The following is a 24,508-nucleotide window of genomic DNA, read 5'->3' on the forward strand; positions in this document are numbered from 1 at the left end:
GAAAAAGCCACTTTCTACTGCGGCTTTTCCTTTATCCAACTATAAAAGTTGAGCTCAAAACATTTTTGTTGTCTTAGAATAATTATTATTAAGTCTTTGCTGATTAATTATCTGGACAAGTGATTTCTTTGCCAACCAATAAGCCTATTCTATCTGGTTTATAGCGATAACATTTTCCATCCGCAGCTTTTAAAATTATACCACAATGAATATTATTCACAAAAATGTCTCCGTCTGCAATCTCAATTAGGCTATGAGGATTTGTTGTATTAATACCAACTCCTCCAGTATCATTGCCAGTATTGATAGTTGATGAGTTTTCACAGTCATCACCTATTCCATTATTATTTAGATCTATCTGCGTACTATTCGCAAAAGTTGGGCAATTATCATCCTCGTCATTTATACCGTCTCCATCTAAATCAAATAGATTACAAGCTGTACCTATTGCGATAATAGAATTACAATCTGTAGCATTGTTTGCTAATGTAATTACGCCACCAATTGTTAATAAACCATCAATATAGTTCTGTAAAAAGCAACAGCCATTAAGTAATGTATTATCTTCAATTCGTACACTTGTACCGACTAAAGTGAGACTCAAAAGAAAATCTAAATCTGTTATTAGAGGGTTGTCTGTAATTATTATTCCATTGCTTAAACTATTGATATTAGGTAAATCAATTGAGCTTAGAATAGGGTTGTTAACAATGTCTAATCGATTTCCGTTAGAATTTACCAAAGATGGTACATTAATTTCAGTAAGGTTTGGATTGTTCAAGAAGTAAAAACTCCCATTAGATGTTAAGGAAGGTAAGTTGGCTGATATTACATTAGGGCAATCTCGTAACCTAAAAAAACCACTTTGACTTATATTTTGGATACCATCTAAACTAGTTATATTACATGAAATGATTTGTAAACCACGATCAACTATTTGAATAAATGATAGCCCAGATATATCAGTAATATTTGTTCCAGTTATTGTGAAATTTCCATCTACTGCATTGCAAGTCCCAGAATAGGTAACAACAAAATTATAGACATCGGCTTGAGAAGTTAGAGTTACTCCGGTCGCACAAACTTGAGATAATATACTTTGAGTGGTTAAAAACAACAACATGATCAATGTGCCCATTACAATATTTGTTCTAGCTTTTTTTATGATAATTTCTCTTTTTTTGCTTTGGTTAAAAGTGTTCATAATTTTTTAGATTAAATTAATAGCTGTTTTAAAAGGTAAATGAAATGGGATAGTGTTATGGTATGCTGTTTTAAGCTAAAGCTTTTGAGTATGATTTGCTTATTATAACTCCGCATATTTTGATAAAACAAAAACTCTCATTTTCAGAAAGGATAGTGACCTTAAAATCACTATCACAATCTGTTTTTAGTTCTATAAAATTGTCTTGTTTATTTAAAATAATAGGAAACCTTTCTCTAAAAATAGACATATAAAGTACTTGGTAATTAGCTATTTGGTAGGTGTACTTTTTTTCTTAGTAAATGGAAGAAAATTAAAGGTAAACGGATTTTACAGTAAATTTAACTTTTGTATCAATTGGTCTTTGAGTACTTTTTTCTACTCATGAAATACTCCCAAATAGTGTATGACTTTTTTTTGGCATTTCACCTACAGCGGCTTTTTCAGCTGTTGCCAAAGTCTCTCAGACTATGGACTCAAAATAGAATTGTTGTCTTCAATCAATTCTGATTAATTATTACTTATAATTTCAGACGTGTTTGTAACGGAACGATTTACAAGCTGGCTCTCTAGGAGTAACATACGTGCCTCAAGAGCTTCAAGTTGACTAAGCTTTGCTTTTAGTTGTTCATTTTTAGCCTTTAAGTAATTCACTTCTTGCTTAAGCTCTTGTACCGCTTTAATGGCGATGACACCTGTAGCAGAATAATCCATATGGTATATGTCGTCTTCTGCGACATAATTGATTAATTCTGGATAAATTTTTTCTACATCTTGTGCTACAAGTCCAATATACTGTTTGTCACTAGCGTCTTTTTTGTAACGATAGGTTAAGGTTTCAAGAGACATAAAATTATTCCAATCAAAATAGAGCGACTTAAAATCTTTTTTCAAGCGTCTATCTGATGTTGCGGTATAGATACCAGTAGTGGCATTAAAATTCCCAATTGATGTCGCTTCACTAGATACATCAGAGTATAGTAATAACCTTGGGTTGCTTGTACTTTGCGAAACAAAGAATTTAAAAAAGCGGTTGGTCCCATTGGCATTTTGTAATTTAAAACCATTGGTAGGGCCATTTGTGCCATGTACGACAGTTAAATCTCTATCTGGTGCACCAGTACCTATGCCTACGTTGCCATCATCTTGTGCCACAAATATTTCATTACCACCATCTTGGATTATAAAATCGCCAACACTATTTAGATTAAAGCGTGTGTCGTAAATACCATAGTTTATAGTGGTGTCTTGATTTAGAGTTCCCCCTAGTTGTATATTGTTTGCATTAGCCGTTAGACCATTAAGTCCAATAACATTTAAAGTAACTGCTCCAGAAGTTCCACCTCCTATTAATCCTGAACCAGCTGTAACATTGGTAATGTCACCGTTTGTAGGTGTTTCCCAAGTGACGACATTATTACCATCTGTGGTTAAGACTTGTCCTGAAGCACCATCATTTGTTGGAAATGAAAATCCCGTTGTATTAGGGTTGCCAACTTGAAACTCACCATTTACGCGTACAATATTATTGTCGAATTCACCGTAAATTAGAGGTCTGCTTGCGCCTGCATTGGCTTCCACAAAACTGTTGTAGTTATCGATAATAAGTTTATTACTGCCAGTTTCATAGGCACCAGCAAAACTTCCTATGGCAATATTGTTGCTTCCAGATATATTTGTATTTAATGCATGCGCACCCAAACCAATATTAAAATCCCCAGATTGGTTATCTTCAAGAGCTCGTTCACCTAAAGCTAAGTTAAAGATACCTGAAGTATTGTCTCTTAGAGTTAGACGCCCAACAGCCGTACACCCTTCACAACCTGTAGCATTTTCCATAGATTCCGATCCAATTGCTACAGCGCGCTCATTGGATGTATAATTAGTCATAGCATTATAGCCAATAGCTGTATTTTGCCCTTGAGATGCTCTATAACTAGATAAAGCTCCATAACCAACAGCTACGTTTCTACTTGTTGTTTGATTTTGAGCCAACGCATTACGTCCAATAGCGACATTAAAGTCACCACGAGAATTTCTTAATAATGCACTTGCACCCACAGCTACATTGCTTTCAGCTTGAGATGATGGGGCTGATGTAAAACCTTCACCCATAGCTAAATGACCAACAGCTACATTGCCAGATGAACCTGATGTATTACCACCTCTGAGCGCCCGGTATCCTAAAGCCGTATTTTCATTTGCTCCTGTGTTTAGTTCCATAGAGCGATAACCTATTGCTGTATTTTCAACACCTGTTTCCATTGCGTTTAGTGCAGAAAAACCAATTCCAATATTTTTGTTGTCTGTACTGTCATCATTGTTGCCAGCATTAATGCCTAAGAAAACTGAGGAACCATCTTCCGACCCATCATTGTCTGATTTCCCATCAAATAAATCGTCTATGTTTTGCGTACCATTGGCTGCCAAATAATCCCAAGTTGTTCCATTATAAAAGTGAAATCCAGGATTGGTGCCGTTAGTTTGGTAGATGAGCAATCCAGTTGCAGGGCTGGCTATAAGATTTTTTTGACTTTCGGTCATTCGAGGAATTAAAATTCCGCTAGTTGTGGATTCAACATCCAAAGCGGCACTAGCATTTGGTGTAGAGGTATTAATGCCCACTTGGGCAAATAGTTTGTTCCCAAAAAGAAAGAGCAGTATAATAGCAATACCAATACAAATATTTTTTATAGCGTGTTTACTAAAAATGTTTGAATGGTGATCTTGGTTAGACGTTTTCATAAGTAAAAGGGTATGATTAATAGCTTATTTTAAAATCAATGGTATCGGTGAGATATTAAGGCTGTAGTCATTAAGGGAAAAGCCCTTTAAGATTATGGTTTTATTGGCACTTTTTAGATTTTCGGAAAAGACTACTTCACCTTCTTTTGTGGTAATAGTAACCCTAAAGTCACCATCATAGTCTGTGGTGATTTCAATAGAATCTTTATGTTTACCTGTATTAAAACCTAGCATTTAGGCTAAAATTAGCAACTAAAACTGCTGCAAATGCACTTAATTGGTAGGTGTACTTTTTTTTTTAGTAAATGGAAGAAAATTAAAGGTAAACGGATTTTACAGTAAATTGAGTTTTTGCATCAATTGCTCTTTATGAGATTTACTGTATGGTATTTTATGGTGCTCTATAAAAATATAACCATCGTTTATGGAATCTATTTTTGAGAAATTGATAATATAAGACCGATGTACTTTTAAGAAGATATCTGAAGGAATTTTCTCTTCGATACGCTTTAAGGTATGGCTAATTAAGTGCTTCTTTTCTGAGGTGTAGAGGTTACAATAATTGTCATATGCTTCAAAGAACAGGATGTCGCTTTGAGCAACCTTTACCAGTTCTCCTTTATTTTTAATAAAGAAATCCTCACTTTGCGTATTTACTGAAATATCAAATTTTAGGGTTTGGTGCTTATGATAGGCCAATTCTATATTAGCTGTTAAGGTGTGTTCGTTAAAGGGCTTTACGATAAATCCAGAAGGGTTGGTAGCTTTTACACGTTCGAGTGTTTTTTCATCTGAAAGCGATGTTAAATATATAAATGGGATATCTATTTTTTGTTTTAAATGCTTTACTATTTGTACTCCGTCCACATCGCCTTTTAGCATAATATCCACCAACACCAAATCGGGTTTTAGTTGCTCTACATCAAAAATAGCGTCTTTGCCTCTAAAGCTAATTCCCGTAACACTGTGGTTTTCGTTTTCTAGTATGGCTTTAATGGTCTCAGCAATTAATGGCTCGTCCTCTATGATATGTATGTTTAGCGCTTTCATGGTCGATTGATAATTTCAAAATCCTGAATTATTAAAAGTGCCTCTGTACCCTTTGGGGATTTAGCTTTAATACTAAAAGTAGCGTCTAAATTTCTACAAAGCGAATTAATGAGTTTTAGTCCAAATGAATTTTTTCTACTGTCGTATTTGTCATAACCTCTACCATTATCGTCTACTTTTAAGATTAAGGTCTCTGCTTCTTTGTAGAATTTGATCTCTAATATATTACCGTTGTCATTATATTTAAAGGCGTGTTTTAGTACATTAACAATAAGTTCGTTGAGTATTAGGCTAATTGGTGTTAATGTATCGACATTTAAAACCATATTTTCAATATCTAGACTGTATGTGATATTTTGCGACTCTAATTGATGACTACTAAAAATATCTTTGGTTAAATTAGTGATGTAATCTTTCGTTTATACTCCATCGATATGGTTTTTACCATAAAGTTTTTGATGGATTAACCCTAATGAGCGTACACGATTTTGGGCATTCTTAAGAGCACTCTTTGCTTGCTTATCTATAATATTCTGTCCTTGTAAAAAAAGTAAGGAAGATACCATTTGTAAACTGTTTTTTACGCGATGGTGAATTTCTTTGAATAGCACGTTTTTTTGTTCTACAGTAATTTCTAATTCGCGTTTCTGTTTTGCTAATATGCGTTTTTGTTTTCTGTTTTTTAAAGCAAAAAAAGCAAACATAGAAGCCACAATTAAACCACATAGGGCAAGTATAAGATAGAGTTGTTTTTGTTGTTTTTTATTTCTGTTTTCGGCTTTTAAGAGTTTGATTTCTGACGATTTTTTTTTGCTTTCAAACTCAACTTCTAAAACAGTAATCTTATCTAAGGTTTCTTTTTGCCTTATAGTGTTTTGTATGTCTATTTTTTTATTCAGTACGTCTATGGCTTTTTCAAAATCCTTTGTATCATAATAAATGCGATAAAGGTTATCATAGCTCATTACTTTGCTGTAAGGGCTTAAACCATTTGTATTGTATTTTAGAGATTTATTGATGTAATAAATAGCGTCTTTGTAATTACCTATATCGTATAGCTTTGCTCCCAAAATATTTGCTGTTTGTGGTGATAGGAAAGCATAATTTAAGCTGTCATTACTGTTAAGTATGGATTTAAGCTCTTTTATCTGTTTGTTGGTGTTGTCCATTTTTAGCATGGAAGTAATGGACTCGTGAGATTTTGGTGTTGCAATACCATCTCGTTTTAGATAATAAGCCTTAAGTTTTTGCGAGTAGTAAGCGTGCTTAACATAGTCTTTTCGTGTTTTAAAATGATATACCACCATTGCGAGATCGAATGCCATATTGTGCTCTGGATAGGCAGCAACGACATCGGCAATTTTTTCGATGTATTGATCTTCTTTTTCTGCATTTCCTAGTTTTTGCTCTAAGATGGCACGCTGTTGATAAATTCGAGTCATTTTAGCACCTAATTCGTCTTTATTAGCATTAACAATAGCTTCGGCTTTATTGATATAAACCATTGTAGAGTCTATAATGGCCTTGTCATCATAGATATTGGCGCGCATTTGGTAATATTCAAAAAGAAAGTGCGGTGACTTATATTTTTTAGCGAGTTGAAGTCCTTTGGAATTTAGTTCCAATGCTTTATTATTTTTACCATAGCGCAATAAGACACTGCTGTAGTGCGAATATAAATTTAATTTAAGTGTATCATTTTTTTTATAAGTAGCGTCAATATATTCGAATTTTGCAATCGCTTTGTCGCTTGATAATTGGCTAATTTTACGGAATAATTTATTGATATTTTTATAGTTTTCTGAATTAACAATAACACTATCAATATAGGCATTGGATGGTTCTTGTGAGAAGACCAACCCTGAAGTGATTACTATTATAAAGAAAAACCGAATTAAAATCATAACCCTACTAAAGTAAGCATTAATGTTTTGAATCGCCACAAAGAGAAAAAAGCCGCTCCCTACAGCGACTTTTTATCTTTGATGTTATAATCTAATGTCTTAGATTAATAGCTTTTTAAAGATAGTTGAAACCTCATAAAGAATTTGGTTTTTTTAGTGAGTGGGCAGTTTTTTTTAGTGAGTGCTACCAAATGGACTTTTAAGATTTATTATAAAAACCAGATTGAATCTGCTCATTTATTCCATTTTGAAACTTGGTAACACTAAATCGTTGATGTATAGAATAACTTCCAGTTTCTCCTTTTTTATTAACAGCTATATAACCAACCTGAAAGTCTTCATAGTTCTTTTTAGGTTTGTCTACAATTCTACCAATAGCCTCTTCGCAAGCCTCTTGAGGGGATTTGCCTTGTCGCATTAGCTCTACAATGAGAAAACTACCTACACTTTTAACGACTTCTTCACCCAAACCTGTTGCCGCCGCTGCACCAATTTCATTATCTACAAATAATCCCGCGCCAATAATTGGCGAGTCTCCAACGCGTCCCCCAATTTTATAGGCTAAACCACTCGTGGTACAAGCACCAGAAAGATCACCGTTTTTATCAATAGCCAACATGGCAATAGTATCATGATTTTCTATGTTGATAATGGGTTTGTATTTGGCTCCAATTTTCCATTCTTCCCAAGCTTTTTTCGAAGCATCTGTCAATAAATCTTCTGGCTCAAAACCTTTTGAAACAGCAAATTTTTTGGCACCTTTGCCTGCTAGCATTACATGTGGTGTGTCTTCCATAACTTTTCTCGCTACCGAAACGGCATGTGTTATATTTTGAAGATAGACTACCGAACCACAATTGCCGTGTTTATCCATAATGCAAGCATCAAGAGTAACATTGCCATCTCTGTCTGGTAAGCCGCCTTTACCAACGGATTGCCCTTTTTCGTCAGCTTCTTCAATATTACAGCCTTGCTCAACAGCATCTAAAACATTTCCGCCAGCTTGCAGTACTTCCATAGCTTTAGCCGTGGCTTCTTTGACATGCCATGTTGCAATAACTAAAGGTAAGGTGGTTTTAGGCTTATCTTTAGAGGGTAGTGTTCCTTCGGGTTCTTTAGAAGTTTTGTCAGTACAACCCATTAAGGAATTACCAAGAGTTATACCAGCTCCTGTTAGTGCTGTGTTTTTAATAAATTTTCTACGATTCATGTATTCTGAATTTATTTCAGGATATATTAAATGTCAACCCTAAAGGTTATTAGCATAGTTAATTTAATAGTCAACTCCCTGTTTGTCTAATACTGTTTTTGTTCTAAAGGCATAAAACAATAAATAGGAAAAACAAGCCACAGCCATCCAATAAGACGATTGGATTGTAAATACATCCGCCAATTTCCCTTGTACAGGTGGAATAATGGCACCGCCCAAAATCATCATAATTAAAAATGCAGAGCCTTGAGAGGTGTATTTGCCGAGTCCTGCAATACTCAATGTAAAAATACATGGCCACATGATAGAACAAAATAAACCTCCAGACAAAAATGCAAATAAGGCTAAATTACCTGTGGTAAATAAACCAATCAACATCGCTATAATACCGAAAAAACTAAATATTTTAAGTGTTTTAACAGGTCTGTCCTTGGCTAAAAAGAATCCGACTATTTGAACAGCGATACAAATGGCGAAGAATACTATCTCGTTTGTTGTGAAACTACTTTTAAAAGAGTTTGCAAGTATAATTACACCAAAAGCAATATAAGGAACAATGATAAGTAGAACTTTTTTTAAGCCTTTACTTGGGTTAAAAACTGTAACAGCTCCAACCCATCGGCCAATCATCAATCCTCCCCAATAAAGAGAAATGTATTTTCCAATTTCTGAATCGTTAAGTACAGGTAGTCCGATGGCATTTAAGTTAGTGTTACCGACAGCTTGTTTTAAAAGCTCGCCAAGATTACTGCCTATAGTAACTTCTACACCAACGTACATAAAGATCGCCAACATACCCAAAACGAGTTGTGGATACTTCATGGCTCCCCAACCCTCAGGTTTTTTTGAAGCACTAGAATTGGCAATAAAAACTGCAGCGACTACTGCAAAAAGTGCAACAAATAATACGATTAATCTTGTGTGCTCTAAATCTTCAGTTGCAGTTGTGTTTCTAGAATATGTATTGAAAATATAGCCAAAACAACCCACAATGATAAGGGTTAGAATAATTAATAAGTTACGCGCTTTGTTTGCAGGTTCAAAAGCAGTATCAGATTTTAAAGCAGGTAATTTTTTTGAAAAATGAAATAATGCAGCTGCCACTAAAAATAAAGCACCTACTCCAAGATAAAGTCCTTGTACAGTAACTAAAGTAATTTCGTTGTTAGAAATCATAGCAGCCAATTCGTCGGTACTCCAGGTTGCAGAGCCAAAAATGACCAGACTTACAACAATTGGGCCTATAGTAGTACCGAACGAGTTAATTCCTCCAGCCAAGTTTAAACGATGAGAACCCGTTTTGGGATCACCAAGTGCAATGGCAAATGGATTTGCTGCGGTTTGTTGCAAAGAGAACCCTAGCCCAACAATAAATAAGGCAATAAGTACAAAATAGAATACTCCTGTTTGTCCTTGTTCTGCGCCAGCAGTTGCCGGATACATGACGAACGCACCAATGGCAGACAATAACAACCCATAAACAATACCATTTTTGTAGCCCCAATTATTGAGTATATCTTTTTTAATAGAACCAGACAATATAAAAAGTAGCAAAGCTCCAATATAGTATGCTCCATAAAACGCAAAATCTACCAATTGAGATTGGAATTGATCGATATTGAAATAGGTTTTACAAAAAGGAATAAAGACACCATTGGATGCCGCGATAAATCCCCAAAAAAAGAACACTGTTACTAATGTTGCTAATGCTGATTTGTTGTTTTGGTTGCTCATATCTATTCTTGTTAGTTAATTTTTTATTTAATTGAAATTTCATCTGCAAAAATCCAGCTACGGCCATCCATGGGATAACCCAAATGCCATTCTGGAAGTTCCCCTAGTTTTTTGGCAATAATTTTCACGTATTTATATTCTGTCATTGGGATTTTAAATTCTACAGTTTTAATTTCTATGTCACTGTTTTTTTCTATAGCATTGATTTTTTGCGATGGCAATGCTTTATAAGTTTTATCATCTTTTGAAACCAAACATCGAACTTCGGTAGGATAAAAAATCCATGCCCCTTGGTCTCTCAGAAAATTTACCGAGATTGTATTAATTGCTTTTTGGCGACCCAAATCAACAGTGGCAATTAAGTCCGTATTCCAGTAGCCTTGCCAACTACCAGTTCTGTAATTTTTGGTACTTCTTATACCATCAATAAGCGCATCATTTCCTCCTGCAGAATACTGATTAGCATATTCACTTTGTAGAGTAATGTTGAGGTTTGGGTCAATTTTAAAGAAAGGTGTTGTTAGCACTGGACTTTTCAGATCTTCTTTTTCGGAATATAATTTCACTTTAGCATCCTCAGTGACAACGAATGGGTTTTCATACAATTGAAAATTGCTATCATCTAAAGCGTAGAAAATTTTCGCATGGTTTTCAGAAGTATTTAAAACCACTCTAGTAGAATCTCTAAAGGTAATATCCCCATTTTCAATATAAGGTGACGGCAAAATAATATGGTCTGTAATTTCTGTCATTGGTTCGTTACCTTTTCTACTTCCCCAAACCGCAGGATTATCAGTCATTGAGAATTCTAGAGTCCCGCCATTAATAACATCCTCGTGCTTTAAATATGTAACCTCTAAATCTTTTCCATTTAGCTTCACATATTCTACATAAATATTAGCCTCGCTCAAGTTGTTGGCAACAATAGTGAACTTCTTTCCGTTTTCTAGATGAATGGTAACTTTATCAAAAAGGGGTGCGCCTATAATATATTCATTGCTTCCAGGAGTAACCGAATAAAAGCCCATTGAACTTAACACATACCAAGCACTCATTTGTCCACAGTCTTCATTGCCAGAGATTCCGTCTGGTTCATTTTTATACAGTTCAGTTAAAATTTGATGAACTTTCTCCTGTGTTTTATGAGGCTTGTTTACAAAATTGTAGAGATAAGCCATGTGATGACTAGGCTCATTACCGTGTGCATATTGTCCAATTAAACCCGTAATATCCGATTGATTACGTCCAGATGTTTCAGATTTAGCGTTGAACAACTCATCGAGTTGTACCTCTAATTTATCTTTTCCGCCAAGTAGATTTATAAATCCCGAAATATCCTGAGGTACATAAAAGCTGTATTGCCAAGCATTTGCTTCGGTATAATTAAAGTTCACTTCATAAGGGTTGAAAGGTGCAAACCATGTATTTCTAAAACGACCTCGCATAAACTTGGTTTCTGGGTCGAATACATTTTTATAATACTGCGCACGTTGAATATAGGTCTTGTAATCCTCATCTTTGCCCATAGCTTTTGCCATTTGGGCAATCGTCCAATCATCGTAAGCATATTCTAAGGTTTTGGAAACAGATTCACTTTCTTCATCCACAGGAATAAATCCGTATTTTTTATAAGCTTTTAACCCAAATTTATTTAGTGTCGCGGAATGCTTCATGGCTTCAAAAGCCTTTTCGGTATCATAATCTTTAATACCTTTTAAGTAGGCATCAGCTATAACAGGAACAGCATGATAACCAATCATACAATCCGTGTAATTACCTGCTAGGTCCCACATTGGCATAATGCCACCTTCATCATATTTAGCTAAAAATGTGTTGATGAAATCATTGGTTTTTTCTTGCTCAATTATAGTGTATAATGGATGAGCTGCTCTGTAAGTATCCCAAAGTGAAAATACTGTGTAATAATCGAACTCTTGTGTTTGATGAATTTCTAAGTCCATGCCTCTATAACGACCGTCAACGTCTTGATAACGGTTAGGGGCAATCATAGTATGATATAATGCTGTGTAAAAATTGGTTTTCTTGTCTAAATCATCACTTTCAATGACAATTTTTTCAAGTTGTTTTTCCCAATAATTTTGAGCTTCTGTCTTAACTTCATTAAAAGTTTTGGTGCCAATCTCTGCCGTCATATTATCTTTTGCACCTTTTTCATCAACGGCTGAAATGCCTGTTTTCACTAAAAGGGGTTCATTATTGGGATTATTAAAAGTTACAATGGCTTTTTTACTTTCAAATTTATAATTCTTTGAAATTGCTGTGCCATCTCCATCGTCATAAACGATAGCTTTTATTGGGTGTGAAAACTTTATGTGGTAAAACAAACGTTGATCTTTTGCCCAAGCTTCAGAATATCTAAATCCATTTATTTCGTAGTCATTGAGTTTGTTTATTTTGCAATCGAGTAGTTTGTCTCGATGTTGCAGATCGATTACCAAGTATTGGTTTTCGGAGTTTGGGTATTGGTATTTATGTACGCCGCTACGTAAAGACACAGTTAATTCCACATCGATGTTTGTGGAATCTAAATGAACCTTATAATAACCTGGTTCTGCAACTTCATTTTCGTGGCTGAAATGTGCTCTATAGCCTTTTTTTCCATCTGCCCCGTTATTGAAAATCGGCGTATTGGTTGGCATCAATAGCACATCTCCATAATCGCTAATGCCAGTACCACTTAAGTGTGTATGCGAAAAGCCATAAATGTATTCGTCTAGATAGTGATAACCAGAACAACCATCCCAACCTTTTAAGCGTGTATCTGGGCTTAATTGCATCATTCCAAATGGCAAGGTTGCACCTGGATAAGTATGGCCATGACCACCAGTACCAATAAACGTATTGACGTAGTTTATTAACGGTTGATCTTTTTGAGCTTCAGGAATTGCTGGGGAATTATTACAGCTTAAAAATAAGCTTAGAATAATTATAGTAACGGTTGGTTTGAGCTTCATCAAAAAGATTACTGATTTTAAACGTCTAATATACTAAATCAATAATCATATCCGATAAACATTATTTCAATAGCATTAACAAATTAATAAGATACTTTTTATTATCGTTCACTAAATTTGTTTTTTAAACATTTTGCATGATGCGTTGGATTATTTTTATAATTGTTTATTTGCTGTTTACGATTTATAGTTTTCAAGCTATAAAAACAATAACTAAACAAAGCTGGGTACATTACCTATTTATAGCGATTGCTGTAGTTGTTATAGGTAACTTTATATTTCAGTTTACAACATCTTCCGAAGGTCGTGTTTTAAGCCCGGCAAAAAGCTATGCGTTTGGTTTTCTATTAGCTTTCATGTCCTTAGCTTTAGTTTTGGTGCCAATTCTTTTAGGTGAAGACATAATAAGAGGTGCGTTAGGATTGTATGATAAATTGGTCACTAAAGAAACGTTCTATTTACCATCTCGAAGAAAGTTTGTAAGCCAGATTGCACTTGGTCTAGCGGCTATTCCTTTTACATCATTACTCTATGGTATGTATAGAGGTAAATACAGATTTAGAGTATTAAACTACACATTGCATTTTGAAGATTTGCCAGATGCCTTTGACGGATACAGGCTAACCCAAATAAGTGATATTCATTCGGGAAGTTTCGACAATAAAGAGAAAATTGAATATGCTGTTGATTTAATAAACGAGCAACAATCTGATACAATATTATTTACAGGAGACATGGTAAATAATAAAGCTTCTGAGATGATTCCCTGGAAAGATACTTTTGGTCGACTTAAAGCCAAAGATGGTAAGTTTTCGGTTTTGGGAAATCATGATTATGGGGATTATGTAGATTGGCCAACAAAAGAAGAAAAATCAAAGAATTTAGAGGATTTAAAGACCATTCAAAAAGACATAGGCTTTGATTTGTTATTAAATGAGCATCGCTATCTAGAAAAGGATGGTCAAAGAATTGCTATTGTTGGTGTAGAAAATTGGGGGAAAGGTGGTTTTAAAAAAGCAGGTGACCTAAAAAAGGCATCATCTCAAATAGAGCCTAACGATTTTAAAATACTTATGAGCCACGATCCAAGTCATTGGGATGCTGAGGTTGTTAATGATGATTACCATTATCACTTAACCTTGAGTGGGCATACACATGGTATGCAATTCGGAATTGAAATTCCGGGTTGGATAAAGTGGAGTCCTGTAAAATGGCGTTACAAACAATGGGCAGGGATTTACGAAGCACTAGGTCAATACATCAATGTTAATAGGGGATTTGGATATTTAGGCTATCCTGGTCGTGTAGGTATCTGGCCAGAAATCACAGTGATAGAGCTTAAAAAAGGTAAAAAAGAAGCATAATTGCTAACAATTGTTTATTTTTATCTTGCTGATAACAAACAGACTAGATTTACTAACAAAAATTCATGTAGGTCTAAGAAATACATTTGACTAAAACTATTAACGTATGTCAAAATTTGGGGAATTAATAGATGTCGATATTCCGGTACTATTAGACTTCTATACAGAATGGAATGATCAGTCCACAGCCATGCATCCTGTGCTTAGAGATGTTGCTGCCGTACTTGGCGATAAAGCTAAGATCATAAAAATAGATGTGGATAAAAACAAGGAGTTAGCAGAAGCCCTTCGGGTTAAAGGATTACCAACCTTGATTATCTATAAAAATGGTGAAATGAAATGGCGTCATAGTGGTGAGCAAGATGCCAATACTTTAATAGGTGTTATCCAAGAGTATATTTAGTATAGAGCTTTAAATTGAAAACCTCTTTCACTGTAATAATCCAAAACCTTCGGAAGTACATATTTTAAATTTCGGGAGGCCTTAACACTGTCATGAAACACAACAATACTGCCTTCTTTTGAGGCTGAAATAACATTGTTATAGCTAGCTTCTTCAGACACAGATTTGTCCCAGTCGTAAGATAGCACATCCCACATTACTATTTTGTAGTCTTGTTTTTGAAGTTGTTTGGCTTGTTTTGTTTTAAACTTACCGTATGGGGGTCTGAAAATTTTTGGATTGCTAATTTCAGATTCAGACTTTAAAATTTTCCGCTCATATTTATTTATGTAAGTCTCAATCAATTCATTTGTGAATTCAATTTCGGTTATGTAAGCACTGCTTTTGGTTTTCCACCCTTTTGAATGCCAATATGTATGATTTCCAACTGAGTGGCCGTTTTTAAGAATTTCCCAAAAAACCCTAGGGTTTTCTTTAATGTTCTTACCAATACAAAAGAAGGTGGCTTTTGCTTTGTAAGATTTTAAGGTTTGAAGTACCCAATTTGTAATTTCGGGAGTTGGACCATCATCAAAAGTTAGATACAGTTCTTTATTATCGGTATCTATATTCCAGATAAAATTTGGAAATAGTGTCTTTACAAATCCAGGTGTTTTTGCTGGAATGATCTGCATGATTTTTTAGTCTTCTTCAGGTGCTATGGAATCTTGTAAGGAGTCGTTTAAAATAGCATTGATATCTAAATCTTCTGGTATTATGTCTTCCTCTTCCGAAGGTCCCATCAATTTATCTAATAAACTTAGGTAGCTATTAAATTTCTTGGTTTCTTCCAGAGCAAAATCTTTATCATTATAAACCACTAAAATATCCACTAAAGCTCTATAGCGTTGAATGTCTAAGTAGATGTCTTCTATTAAGCGCATCTGGTCATCCTCATCCAATCCACCAAAATACATAATATTTTCTTGGTATATTTTAGCTACATCTTTATAAAGTGCGCGTCCTTTTTCTTTATTGCCAATTTCATAATAAGCACTTATATAAGGTTCTAAAAGTGAATGGAAACCAAATTTATCAACTGGCATTTTCTCCATTGCTAAATCAGCAATTTCTTCAGCTTTCTCTAACTTTTCCTCATTGATGAGTGTTTCAATTAAGCGTGCTAAATTACCTCTGTAGGTAATACCGTTTCTTCGGGTTTCTATATCGTGGTATATATCTTCTCCACTACCTCCCCAATTCCATTCTTTTACCATATCGTACATTAAGTCCGCATCAACACGTCCCATATCGTATGGATTGGCTCTATCTACAGGTGTTTTTATTGGTACAAGTTTATAGCACATGCCATCTAGCTGTAGATAGTCTTTAAGCCAAATGTAATCGTCTGCTCCAAAGGCGCCACCAGTAAAATAAATTGGGCGTTCCCAATTGTTATTGGCTATAATATCTAGCATTAACAAGCGGTTTTTATAGATATAACTCCCCTCAATTTCTGCATAGAGCTTATCTTCAATCTTATCTGCATCCTTTGGTTTCACAATTCCGTTTTTTAATACAACATCTTTGTTAACAGGAATACTGATATGTCTAGTTGGAAAATAATTAGTGTTCAAGATATGACTTGGGTATTGTCTTGGGTCTTCTCCTTGCCGCTCTACTACATACTTAAACTTTGTACTTGGTTTATCACTAGAAACAAAGTCCATAAAGTCTTTTATTGGTAAAGTGTCTTTGGTTATTTCTCGCCTTATAATAACATCTCTGGTTCCGCCTCTGTATTGATTATGTGTTAATTGTGAAGGAATTGGATCACTTTCGTAAGCTTTACGTTTCATTTGGTCGATGTACCAATCTGTTTGAAACAAACTGGTATTGACTACACGAACATCTTTACGTACCCCCTCAATTTCCTGAAGATACCAAAGTGGGAACGAATCGTTATCTCCAATAGTAAATAGAATAGCGTTTGGATCACAAGATTCTAAATATTTACGTGCCATAGCATTGGCAGTATATTTTCCTGAGCGATCATGGTCGTCCCAATTATTTGCAGCCAAGATACCAGGAACAATTACAATACAGGTTAAAGTAATTACAGGGGCTAAAAATTTGGATTTCAGACTGGATTTCAACAAATCATAAATCGCATAAACACCAAAACCAATCCAAATGGCGAACACATAGAACGAGCCTACAACAGAGTAATCACGTTCTCGTGGTTCAAAAGGTCTTACATTAGTGTAAAATTGAATGGCAATCCCTGTTAGTAAAAAGAATACCAACAATACCCAAAAGCGCTTAGCGTCTGTATACATTAAGAAGAAAAATCCAACTAAACCTAGCAATAATGGGAGGAAATAATAAGTGTTTCTGGCTTTGTTTTCCAAAACTTCGGTTGGTAAATTGTCTTGCGATACTCCAAGATGTAATTCGTCAATAGGCTTAATTCCAGAAATCCAATTACCGTTAAAATCATCATACTTTCCTTGTATATCATTTTGTCGGCCTGTAAAATTCCACATAAAATAACGCCAATACATGTAACCAAACTGATACTGAAACATATAGGCAAGATTATCGATAAAAGATGGTTTTTCAATAGTTAAATATTGCTGGCCATAACGTCTTAAAAATTGGTCATAACCTTCATAATCGATTTCTCCATTGGCAACCCGCTGTCTAAAATCATTAACCACTTTATCGAATCGCCTTTTTTCCTGTACAGAATACTGACCTGCCTCTTCTTCCGAAAGACCATAACTCAAAGCTTCATTGTAGGCACGGGTTTGTAGGTTTGGATCGACTTTAAAATCAATCAAGCCCGTAAACATCATATAATTTTCGGCATGTTCACTGCTCCACATTCTAGGTAATATTGCAGCATGGTCATGATTGTAGTTTTGCTTACTGCCTTCCCAGTCATTAATAATAACGTATTCACCTAATTCTTCATCGCGTTCGTAATTCTTTTTATCGTCGACAAAAGGCTCATCTTTATCTGCACCAGAGTAAATTTCGGTAAATTGTGGGCCATAGAACAAATGCGTTTCAGGATATTGCTCTAGGTTGTAATATGCCAAAAGCTCTCGGGCATCAGAAGGATCATTTTCATTAATAATCACTTGTGCATTGGCACGTATGGGTAGCATCATCCAAGAGGAAAATCCTATGAAAATAAACATGAGACAAAGTACTAAGGTGTTTGCATGGATCATTTGTTTTTTTCTGGTGTAATTCAATCCAAAATAGAACAAAGCAATGACCATTAAACCTGTGATGATTGTACCTGAATTAAATGGTAGACCTATAGAATTGACAAAAAACACTTCGAGATTACCAAAAAGTTTTAAGGTAGTTGGCAATAATAATTTGAATATAAAAAGCAAGATTGCTGCAGAAGCCAAATTTGCAATAATGAAATTCTGTATTGTTATGGTTTTGTAATTTTTAAAGTAATAGATAAGACCAATTGCAGGAATGGTCAATAAACCCATAAAGTGGACACCAAAAGACAAACCAATAACAAAAGCGATAAGTATAAGCCAACGGTTACCTCTAGGTTTGTGCATGTCTTGTTCCCAACGTAACGCAAGATAAAACATCACAGCCATAATTAAGGTGGCCATGGCATATACCTCGGTTTCTACTGCATTAAACCAAAACGAATCCGTAAACGTAAAAGCTAAACTGCCAACTAAAGCACTGCCCAATATGGCTATGCCTTTATTTTTACTTGAGTCAGTTTTATATTTAACAAGCTTTACTAATAATATGCTGATAGTCCAAAACATAAAAAGTATAGTAAATGCACTGGCAACAGCACTCATCATATTTATTATCATCCCTATTTGGGAAGGCTCAAGAGCAAATATGGAGAAAAAAGCTCCTAACATTTGAAACAGTGGTGCTCCAGGTGGATGTCCAACCTGTAATTTTGATGAGGTTAAAATGTATTCGCCAGCATCCCAAAAGCTTACTGTAGGTTCTATGGTTAGAGCATATACTGCAAATGCTACGGCAAACACAAACCAAGCTAATATGTTATTCCACCTTTTAAAGTTAAAATCTGTCATGAAAATCACTTCTATTTAATGCAGGCGAATTTACTAATTATTATAGTAATGCCTACGTTTTTAAGTTAACGTTAAGTAATTTCAATTATTTTTTAGCATTTTTTTTGCCTAAGACAAACTTTGTCTTAAATTTGCATCCTCATTTTGAGAGATTGGCCTATGGTGTAACTGGCAACACGTCTGGTTTTGGTCCAGAAGAGTCTAGGTTCGAGCCCTAGTAGGCCAACAAAAAGCCCTAATCGAATTCGATTAGGGCTTTTTATATTTCATAAAGAATATTTTATATCTTAAAAGTAATCACAGGTCGTTTAGCATGATTGACTAAATCTTCACTAATGCTACTATTAAAGAAGTGTGCGATACCTTGCCTGCCGTGAGTACTAATACCAATTAGATCTGCATCAATCTCTTCAGAAAAGTTTAGTATACCTTCTTCTACACTTGTGTCATTATGTACGTTTATAGTATAATTTTTAAAGGTTTGTCCTGAGATAAAATCATTGATTCTGGCTCTAGAATTGTATGTGGTAATAAAATTATTAGCTGTATTTACTAAGAGTAAATGTATTTTGGCACCTAATAGTTCTGCAAGCTTAGCCGCTTGTTCGTATGTTTTTTTATTATCGTTTTTAAAGTCCGAAGCAAAAACAAAGTTTCTGATATTAAAACTTGCATGATGATTTTTAATAACCAAAACAGGCACATCAGATGTTCTAACAACTTTTTCTGCATTAGAGCCCACAAACATTTCCTTGAGACCAGAAGCCCCATGAGAGCCCATAACAATTAAATCAATATCTAATTCCTTACAAGATTTCTTTATTTCATTAAAAGTGATGTCTGCTTTCACGGTTTCATGGACAGTTATACCTTCTAAAAAATCACTTTCCATGAGATCTTCAAATTTCTTATGTGCTAACTTCATAAAGAACAGGGTCTCAGGAATGTCGCTACGTACGGAACCAGGATCGATTTGCTGCATGGGAATCTCCATCATGTGTAGCAAATAAATCTCTGCATTATGCTTTTTTGCTAGCATTGCAGCTACTTTTAATGCGTTTTCTGCTTGCTCTGAAAAATCTGTAGGGACTAGTATTCTATTCATTATATTTTTGATTTGTGTTAGTCTCATAAAATTATGAAAATAATTCCACTTTACGAAGCTTTGAAAAATCAATATAAATGTTGTATATTTGCAACGTTATTTACGGAAATGAATACGCGAGAGGACGAAAAGTCCTCTCTTTTTATATTTAAAAATGTTCAAGAAAACAGTAGAGGATTTATTGAAAAATGCATTAGATGAAAGACAAGACTTGTTCTTGATAGATTTTAATGTTTCTGGAGATAATGCCATTAAAGTTGTGATTGATGGTGATAATGGAGTGCTAGTTGAAGATTGTATGTATATCAGCAGAGCCATTGAACACAATATAGATAGAGACGAGCACGATTTTTCTTTAGAGGTTTTATCATCTGGTGCAACAACACCTTTGGTTTTGCCAAGACAGTATAAAAAGCATATTGGTAGAAACCTAGAAGTAAAAACTAATAGTGGCGAAAACCTTGAGGGTCAACTCGCTGCAACAGATGAAGAAGGGGTAGTTTTAAAATGGAAAGCTAGAGAGCCAAAACCAGTAGGAAAAGGAAAAGTAACAGTAACTAAAGAGGCCAATGTGGCCTTTAAAGATATTAAAGAAGCAAAAGTTAAAATAAAATTTTAATTCATATCAATTATGGAAAATGTAGCGTTAATTGAGTCATTTTCAGAATTTAAGGACGATAAGTTAATAGATAGAGTTACGCTGATGGCGATTCTTGAAGATGTATTGCGTAATGCGTTAAAGAAGAAATATGGTGACGATGATAATTTTGATATTATTATAAATCCAGATAAAGGGGATTTAGAAATCTGGAGAAACCGTATTGTGGTTGCAGATGGTGAAGTTGAAGAACCTAACCAGGAAATCGCATTATCAGAAGCGCAAAAAATAGAGCCAGATTTTGAAGTTGGTGAAGACGTTGCAGAAGAAGTCAAACTCGTCGATTTAGGAAGACGATCTATTTTAGCATTAAGACAGAACTTAATTTCTAAAATCCATGAGCACGATAACACAAATATATATAAGCATTTTAAGGAATTAGAAGGAGAAATATATACTGCAGAAGTACATCATATACGCCACAGAGCAATTATTTTATTAGATGATGATGGTAATGAGATCATTCTTCCAAAGGACAGACAAATTCCTTCAGACTTTTTTAGAAAAGGAGAAAATGTAAGAGGTATTATTGAAAGTGTAGAATTAAAAGGAAGCAAGCCAGCAATCATTATGTCTAGAACATCACCATTGTTTTTAGAGAAGTTGTTTGAGCAAGAAATTCCAGAGGTCTTTGACGGTTTAATTACAGTTAAAAAAGTGGTTCGCATTCCTGGTGAAAAAGCTAAAGTTGCTGTAGATTCTTATGATGATAGAATTGACCCAGTTGGGGCTTGTGTCGGTATGAAAGGATCTCGTATTCATGGTATTGTACGCGAATTGGGTAATGAAAATATCGATGTAATCAACTATACAAACAATGTACAGCTTTTTGTAACCAGAGCATTAAGTCCTGCACGTGTAACATCATTAAAATTAGATGAAGAAAACATGCGTGCTGAGGTATTGTTAAAACCAGAGGAAGTTTCAAAAGCCATTGGTAGAGGTGGCCATAACATCCGCTTAGCTGGTCAGTTAACGGGTTATGAAATAGACGTATTTAGAGAAGGTGCTGAAGAAGATGTAGAATTAAAAGAATTCTCTGATGAAATTGACGCATGGATTATTGACGAATTTAGCAAAGCAGGTTTAGATACCGCAAAAAGTATTTTAGAGCAAGACGTTAACGATTTAGTAAAACGTACAGATTTAGAAGAAGAAACAATATTAGAGGTCATTAGAATTCTAAAAGAAGAATTTGAAGACTAAATAGCAGTTTAACTTTAAAACTTTAAAATAATGAATTCATTTAAACGAGTTCAATAAAAAGTTAGATTGATATAAAACAGATTTAAGTATATTACAGGCAATTTATGGCTCAAATTAGAATTAATAAAGTATTAAGGGAATTAAATATCTCATTAGATCGTGCTGTAGACTTTTTAGAGTCAAAAGGTATCGAGATTGAGAAAAGCCCTAATACAAAAATTTCGCAAGAGGTTTATGACACGCTTTCTGATGAATTTCAGACGGATGCAACTAAGCGTGAAAAAGCCCAAGAAGTGAGTGAAGCAAAGCTCAAGGAAAAAGAAGAGCTTCGTGAAAAGCGCGAACGCGAAATTGAAGAAAAAGAAAAGAAAGAAGCCGCTAAAGAAGCTGTAGTTAAGGCTAAGGCAGAACTCGATGGGCCAAAGCAAGTTGGTAAAATAGATTTAGATAAAAAGCCAAAGGCTAAAGAAGAAGAGAAGAAGAAAGAAGAAGAAAAGCCAGAAGCTAAAAAGACGGTTGCCAAAACAGATAAACCAGTTGAAAAGCCAAAAGAGAAGCAAGAGAAGCCCAAAAAAGAAGTTAAGAAAGTTGTAGAGACCAGAAAAGAAAAACTCGAAAAAGAAGATGGGTCTGGTGCACCAGCAGAAGAAACTTTAAAAACGCAATACAAAAAACTTTCTGGACCTACGGCTACAGGGAAGAAGATAGACCTCTCAAAATTCGAGAAACCAAAAAAGAAAAAGGAAGAAAAATCAACTTCTAATGATGGTAATAAGCGCAAAAGACGCCGAATTAGTAAAGGAGGAAATGATCGTGGTGGTAAACCTAATTTCGACAATAGAAGAGGAGGAGGAAAAGGAAGAGGAAATTCGAGACCAAAAGCGGTTAAGGAAGAACCAAGCGAGGAAGAAGTACAAAAGCAAATTCGTGAGACTTTAGAAAAACTCCAAGGAAAATCCAGTAAAGGAAAAGGAGCCAAATACCGTAGAGAAAAAAGAGATCAGCACCGTCAGCAGACAGAAATTGATCAAGAAATAGCAGCAGCAGAAAGTAAAACCCTTAAGGTTACCGAATTTGTAACGGTAAGTGAAGTGGCTACAATGATGGATGTTGGTGTTACCGAAATCATTTCAGCATGTATGTCTTTGGGCATGATGGTAACCATGAACCAACGATTAGACGCAGAAACACTTTCTATTGTTGCGGAAGAATTTGGTTATTCAGTAGAATTTGTAACGGCAGATATTGAAGAATCCATTGAAGAGGTAGAGGATGATCCTAAAGATTTAAAACCTCGCGCACCAATTGTAACGGTAATGGGCCACGTTGACCATGGTAAGACATCGCTCTTGGATTACATTCGTGAAGAAAATGTAATTGCTGGGGAATCGGGTGGAATTACACAACATATCGGAGCTTATGGCGTACAGTTAGAAGGTGGACAAAAAATAGCATTTTTAGACACACCGGGTCACGAAGCTTTTACAGCGATGCGTGCTCGTGGTGCCCAAGTCACAGATATTGCGATTATTGTTGTAGCAGCAGATGATGCGATAATGCCACAAACCAAAGAAGCGATTTCGCATGCACAAGCTGCTGGAGTTCCTATTGTCTTCGCTATTAACAAAATTGATAAACCAGATGCTAATCCAGAAAAAGTAAAAGAAGGTTTGGCAGGCATGAATTTATTGGTTGAAGATTGGGGAGGAAAAATTCAGTCGCATGATATTTCGGCCAAATTCGGAACAGGAGTCAAAGAATTACTTGAAAAAGTTTTACTTGAAGCAGAACTGTTAGAATTAAAAGCAAATCCTTCAAAACCAGCTGTTGGAACTGTTGTTGAAGCTTACTTAGATAAAGGTAGAGGTTATGTATCTACAATCTTAGTACAAGCAGGTACTTTAAGAGTGGGAGACTATGTTTTAGCAGGAAAAAATAGTGGTAAGGTAAAAGCAATGCATGATGAGCGTGGTCATGATATTGAAGAAGCTGGCCCGTCAACACCAGTATCGATCTTAGGATTGGACGGTGCGCCACAAGCAGGTGATAAGTTTAATGTATTTGAAGACGAGCGTGAAGCAAAGCAAATTGCAGCAAAACGTACGCAATTGCAACGAGAGCAATCAGTAAGAACGCAAAAACGTTTAACCTACGAAGAAATTGGTCGTCGTATTGCGCTAGGTACATTTAAGGAATTAAACATTATCCTAAAAGGGGATGTTGATGGTTCGGTTGAAGCATTAACGGATTCATTCCAAAAATTATCTACTGAAGAGATTGAGGTAAATATTATACATAAGGGTGTTGGCGCGATTACTGAAAGTGATGTGTTATTAGCAACGGCCTCTGATGCAATTATTGTCGGATTTAATGTAAGGCCTGTCGGTAATGCCAGATCTATTGCAGATAAGGAAGAAATCGATATCCGTACATACTCAATTATCTACGCAGCCATTAATGATCTTAAGGATGCAATGGAAGGTATGTTGTCACCAGAAGTTAAGGAAGAAGTTACCGGTACTGCAGAAATAAGAGAAACTTTTAAGATTTCTAAAATAGGAACGATCGCTGGTTGTATGGTTACTAATGGTAAAATATTTAGAAACTCTGGTATTCGATTGATTAGAGATGGTGTGGTTATTCACACAGGTGAATTGGCATCGTTGAAACGATTTAAAGATGATGTTAAGGAAGTTTCTAAAGGTTACGATTGTGGTATACAAGTTAAGGGTTATAATGATATCAAAGAAGGAGACATTATAGAAGCATTCCAAGAGGTTGAGGTTAAAAAGAAACTTAAATAAAATTATATCAAACAAAAAAGCGACTGTAAAAAGTCGCTTTTTTTATGCAAATTATTTTAGTCGTATCTAA

General features: G+C 35.1%; 17 protein-coding genes and 1 tRNA gene. 6 read left to right on the plus strand and 12 right to left on the minus strand.

The features are described 5' to 3' along the window. Window positions 1-103 precede the first annotated feature (103 nt). The 9 genes from KCG49_RS11045 to KCG49_RS11085 form a co-directional block, all read right to left on the minus strand. Window positions 104-1,204: a thrombospondin type 3 repeat-containing protein gene (locus tag KCG49_RS11045; protein WP_218546530.1), complete on the minus strand. Its 1,101-nt coding sequence runs from the start codon at window positions 1,202-1,204 to the stop codon at window positions 104-106. Window positions 1,205-1,714: 510 nt separating this feature from the next. Further along, window positions 1,715-3,949 (minus strand): phage tail-like protein, encoded by a 2,235-nt coding sequence (locus KCG49_RS11050; protein ID WP_218546531.1) that lies wholly within the window; start codon window positions 3,947-3,949, stop codon window positions 1,715-1,717. A gap of 24 nt (window positions 3,950-3,973) precedes the next feature. Further along, window positions 3,974-4,183: a hypothetical protein gene (locus tag KCG49_RS11055; protein ID WP_218546534.1), complete on the minus strand. Its 210-nt coding sequence runs from the start codon at window positions 4,181-4,183 to the stop codon at window positions 3,974-3,976. Window positions 4,184-4,282: 99 nt separating this feature from the next. Continuing rightward, the gene (locus tag KCG49_RS11060; RefSeq protein WP_218546536.1) at window positions 4,283-4,999 is read right to left on the minus strand and encodes a LytR/AlgR family response regulator transcription factor; all 717 of its coding nucleotides are present in this window, start codon (window positions 4,997-4,999) and stop codon (window positions 4,283-4,285) included. Beyond that, window positions 4,996-5,325 carry an ATP-binding protein gene (locus tag KCG49_RS11065; protein WP_218546538.1) on the minus strand — a complete coding sequence of 110 codons (330 nt, stop codon included), beginning with the start codon at window positions 5,323-5,325 and terminating at the stop codon, window positions 4,996-4,998. The genes KCG49_RS11060 and KCG49_RS11065 overlap by 4 nt, the downstream gene beginning before the upstream one ends. 93 nt (window positions 5,326-5,418) lie before the next feature. Continuing rightward, window positions 5,419-6,903 carry a histidine kinase dimerization/phosphoacceptor domain -containing protein gene (locus KCG49_RS11070; protein WP_218546539.1) on the minus strand — a complete coding sequence of 495 codons (1,485 nt, stop codon included), beginning with the start codon at window positions 6,901-6,903 and terminating at the stop codon, window positions 5,419-5,421. A 199-nt stretch (window positions 6,904-7,102) separates the two neighbouring features. After that, window positions 7,103-8,113 carry a glycosylasparaginase gene (locus tag KCG49_RS11075; RefSeq protein ID WP_218546540.1) on the minus strand — a complete coding sequence of 337 codons (1,011 nt, stop codon included), beginning with the start codon at window positions 8,111-8,113 and terminating at the stop codon, window positions 7,103-7,105. A 63-nt stretch (window positions 8,114-8,176) separates the two neighbouring features. After that, the gene (locus tag KCG49_RS11080) at window positions 8,177-9,847 is read right to left on the minus strand and encodes an MFS transporter (protein WP_218546541.1); all 1,671 of its coding nucleotides are present in this window, start codon (window positions 9,845-9,847) and stop codon (window positions 8,177-8,179) included. Between the two features lie 23 nt (window positions 9,848-9,870). Continuing rightward, entirely contained in the window at window positions 9,871-12,822 is a 2,952-nt protein-coding gene (locus tag KCG49_RS11085; RefSeq protein ID WP_218546542.1) for a GH92 family glycosyl hydrolase, read from the minus strand. 137 nt (window positions 12,823-12,959) lie between these two features. On the opposite strand from KCG49_RS11085, the gene KCG49_RS11090 reads away from it, so the two are divergent. Continuing rightward, the gene (locus KCG49_RS11090; protein ID WP_218546543.1) at window positions 12,960-14,186 is read left to right on the plus strand and encodes a metallophosphoesterase; all 1,227 of its coding nucleotides are present in this window, start codon (window positions 12,960-12,962) and stop codon (window positions 14,184-14,186) included. A 106-nt stretch (window positions 14,187-14,292) separates the two neighbouring features. Beyond that, the gene (locus tag KCG49_RS11095) at window positions 14,293-14,589 is read left to right on the plus strand and encodes a thioredoxin family protein (RefSeq protein WP_218546544.1); all 297 of its coding nucleotides are present in this window, start codon (window positions 14,293-14,295) and stop codon (window positions 14,587-14,589) included. Here the strand turns inward: KCG49_RS11095 and KCG49_RS11100 are convergent. After that, entirely contained in the window at window positions 14,586-15,263 is a 678-nt protein-coding gene (locus KCG49_RS11100) for a polysaccharide deacetylase family protein (protein ID WP_218546545.1), read from the minus strand. The two genes, KCG49_RS11095 and KCG49_RS11100, sit on opposite strands and share 4 nt — an antisense overlap. 6 nt (window positions 15,264-15,269) lie before the next feature. After that, window positions 15,270-18,665: a glycosyltransferase family 117 protein gene (locus tag KCG49_RS11105; RefSeq protein WP_218546546.1), complete on the minus strand. Its 3,396-nt coding sequence runs from the start codon at window positions 18,663-18,665 to the stop codon at window positions 15,270-15,272. Between the two features lie 153 nt (window positions 18,666-18,818). Between KCG49_RS11105 and KCG49_RS11110 the strand changes: the two genes are divergently transcribed. After that, window positions 18,819-18,891, plus strand: a tRNA-Gln gene (locus KCG49_RS11110). 54 nt (window positions 18,892-18,945) lie between these two features. On the opposite strand, the gene KCG49_RS11115 is transcribed toward KCG49_RS11110, so the two are convergent. Continuing rightward, window positions 18,946-19,770, minus strand: a complete 825-nt coding sequence (locus KCG49_RS11115) for a universal stress protein (RefSeq protein WP_218546548.1) — start codon at window positions 19,768-19,770, stop codon at window positions 18,946-18,948. Window positions 19,771-19,924: 154 nt separating this feature from the next. On the opposite strand from KCG49_RS11115, the gene rimP reads away from it, so the two are divergent. The 3 genes from rimP to infB all read left to right on the plus strand — a co-directional run bounded on the left by rimP (window position 19,925) and on the right by infB (window position 24,438). Continuing rightward, window positions 19,925-20,389: a ribosome assembly cofactor RimP gene (rimP, locus tag KCG49_RS11120; protein ID WP_218546550.1), complete on the plus strand. Its 465-nt coding sequence runs from the start codon at window positions 19,925-19,927 to the stop codon at window positions 20,387-20,389. Between the two features lie 12 nt (window positions 20,390-20,401). Beyond that, a complete protein-coding gene (gene nusA / locus KCG49_RS11125) occupies window positions 20,402-21,634 on the plus strand; it encodes a transcription termination factor NusA (RefSeq protein ID WP_218546552.1) in 1,233 nt (410 codons plus the stop codon). Window positions 21,635-21,738: 104 nt separating this feature from the next. Next, complete coding sequence (gene infB / locus KCG49_RS11130; protein ID WP_218546554.1) at window positions 21,739-24,438, plus strand: translation initiation factor IF-2; 2,700 nt, start codon at window positions 21,739-21,741, stop codon at window positions 24,436-24,438. Window positions 24,439-24,508: the final 70 nt, after the last annotated feature.

Source organism: Winogradskyella luteola (assembly GCF_019203985.1).
GTDB classification, from domain to species: domain Bacteria; phylum Bacteroidota; class Bacteroidia; order Flavobacteriales; family Flavobacteriaceae; genus Winogradskyella; species Winogradskyella luteola.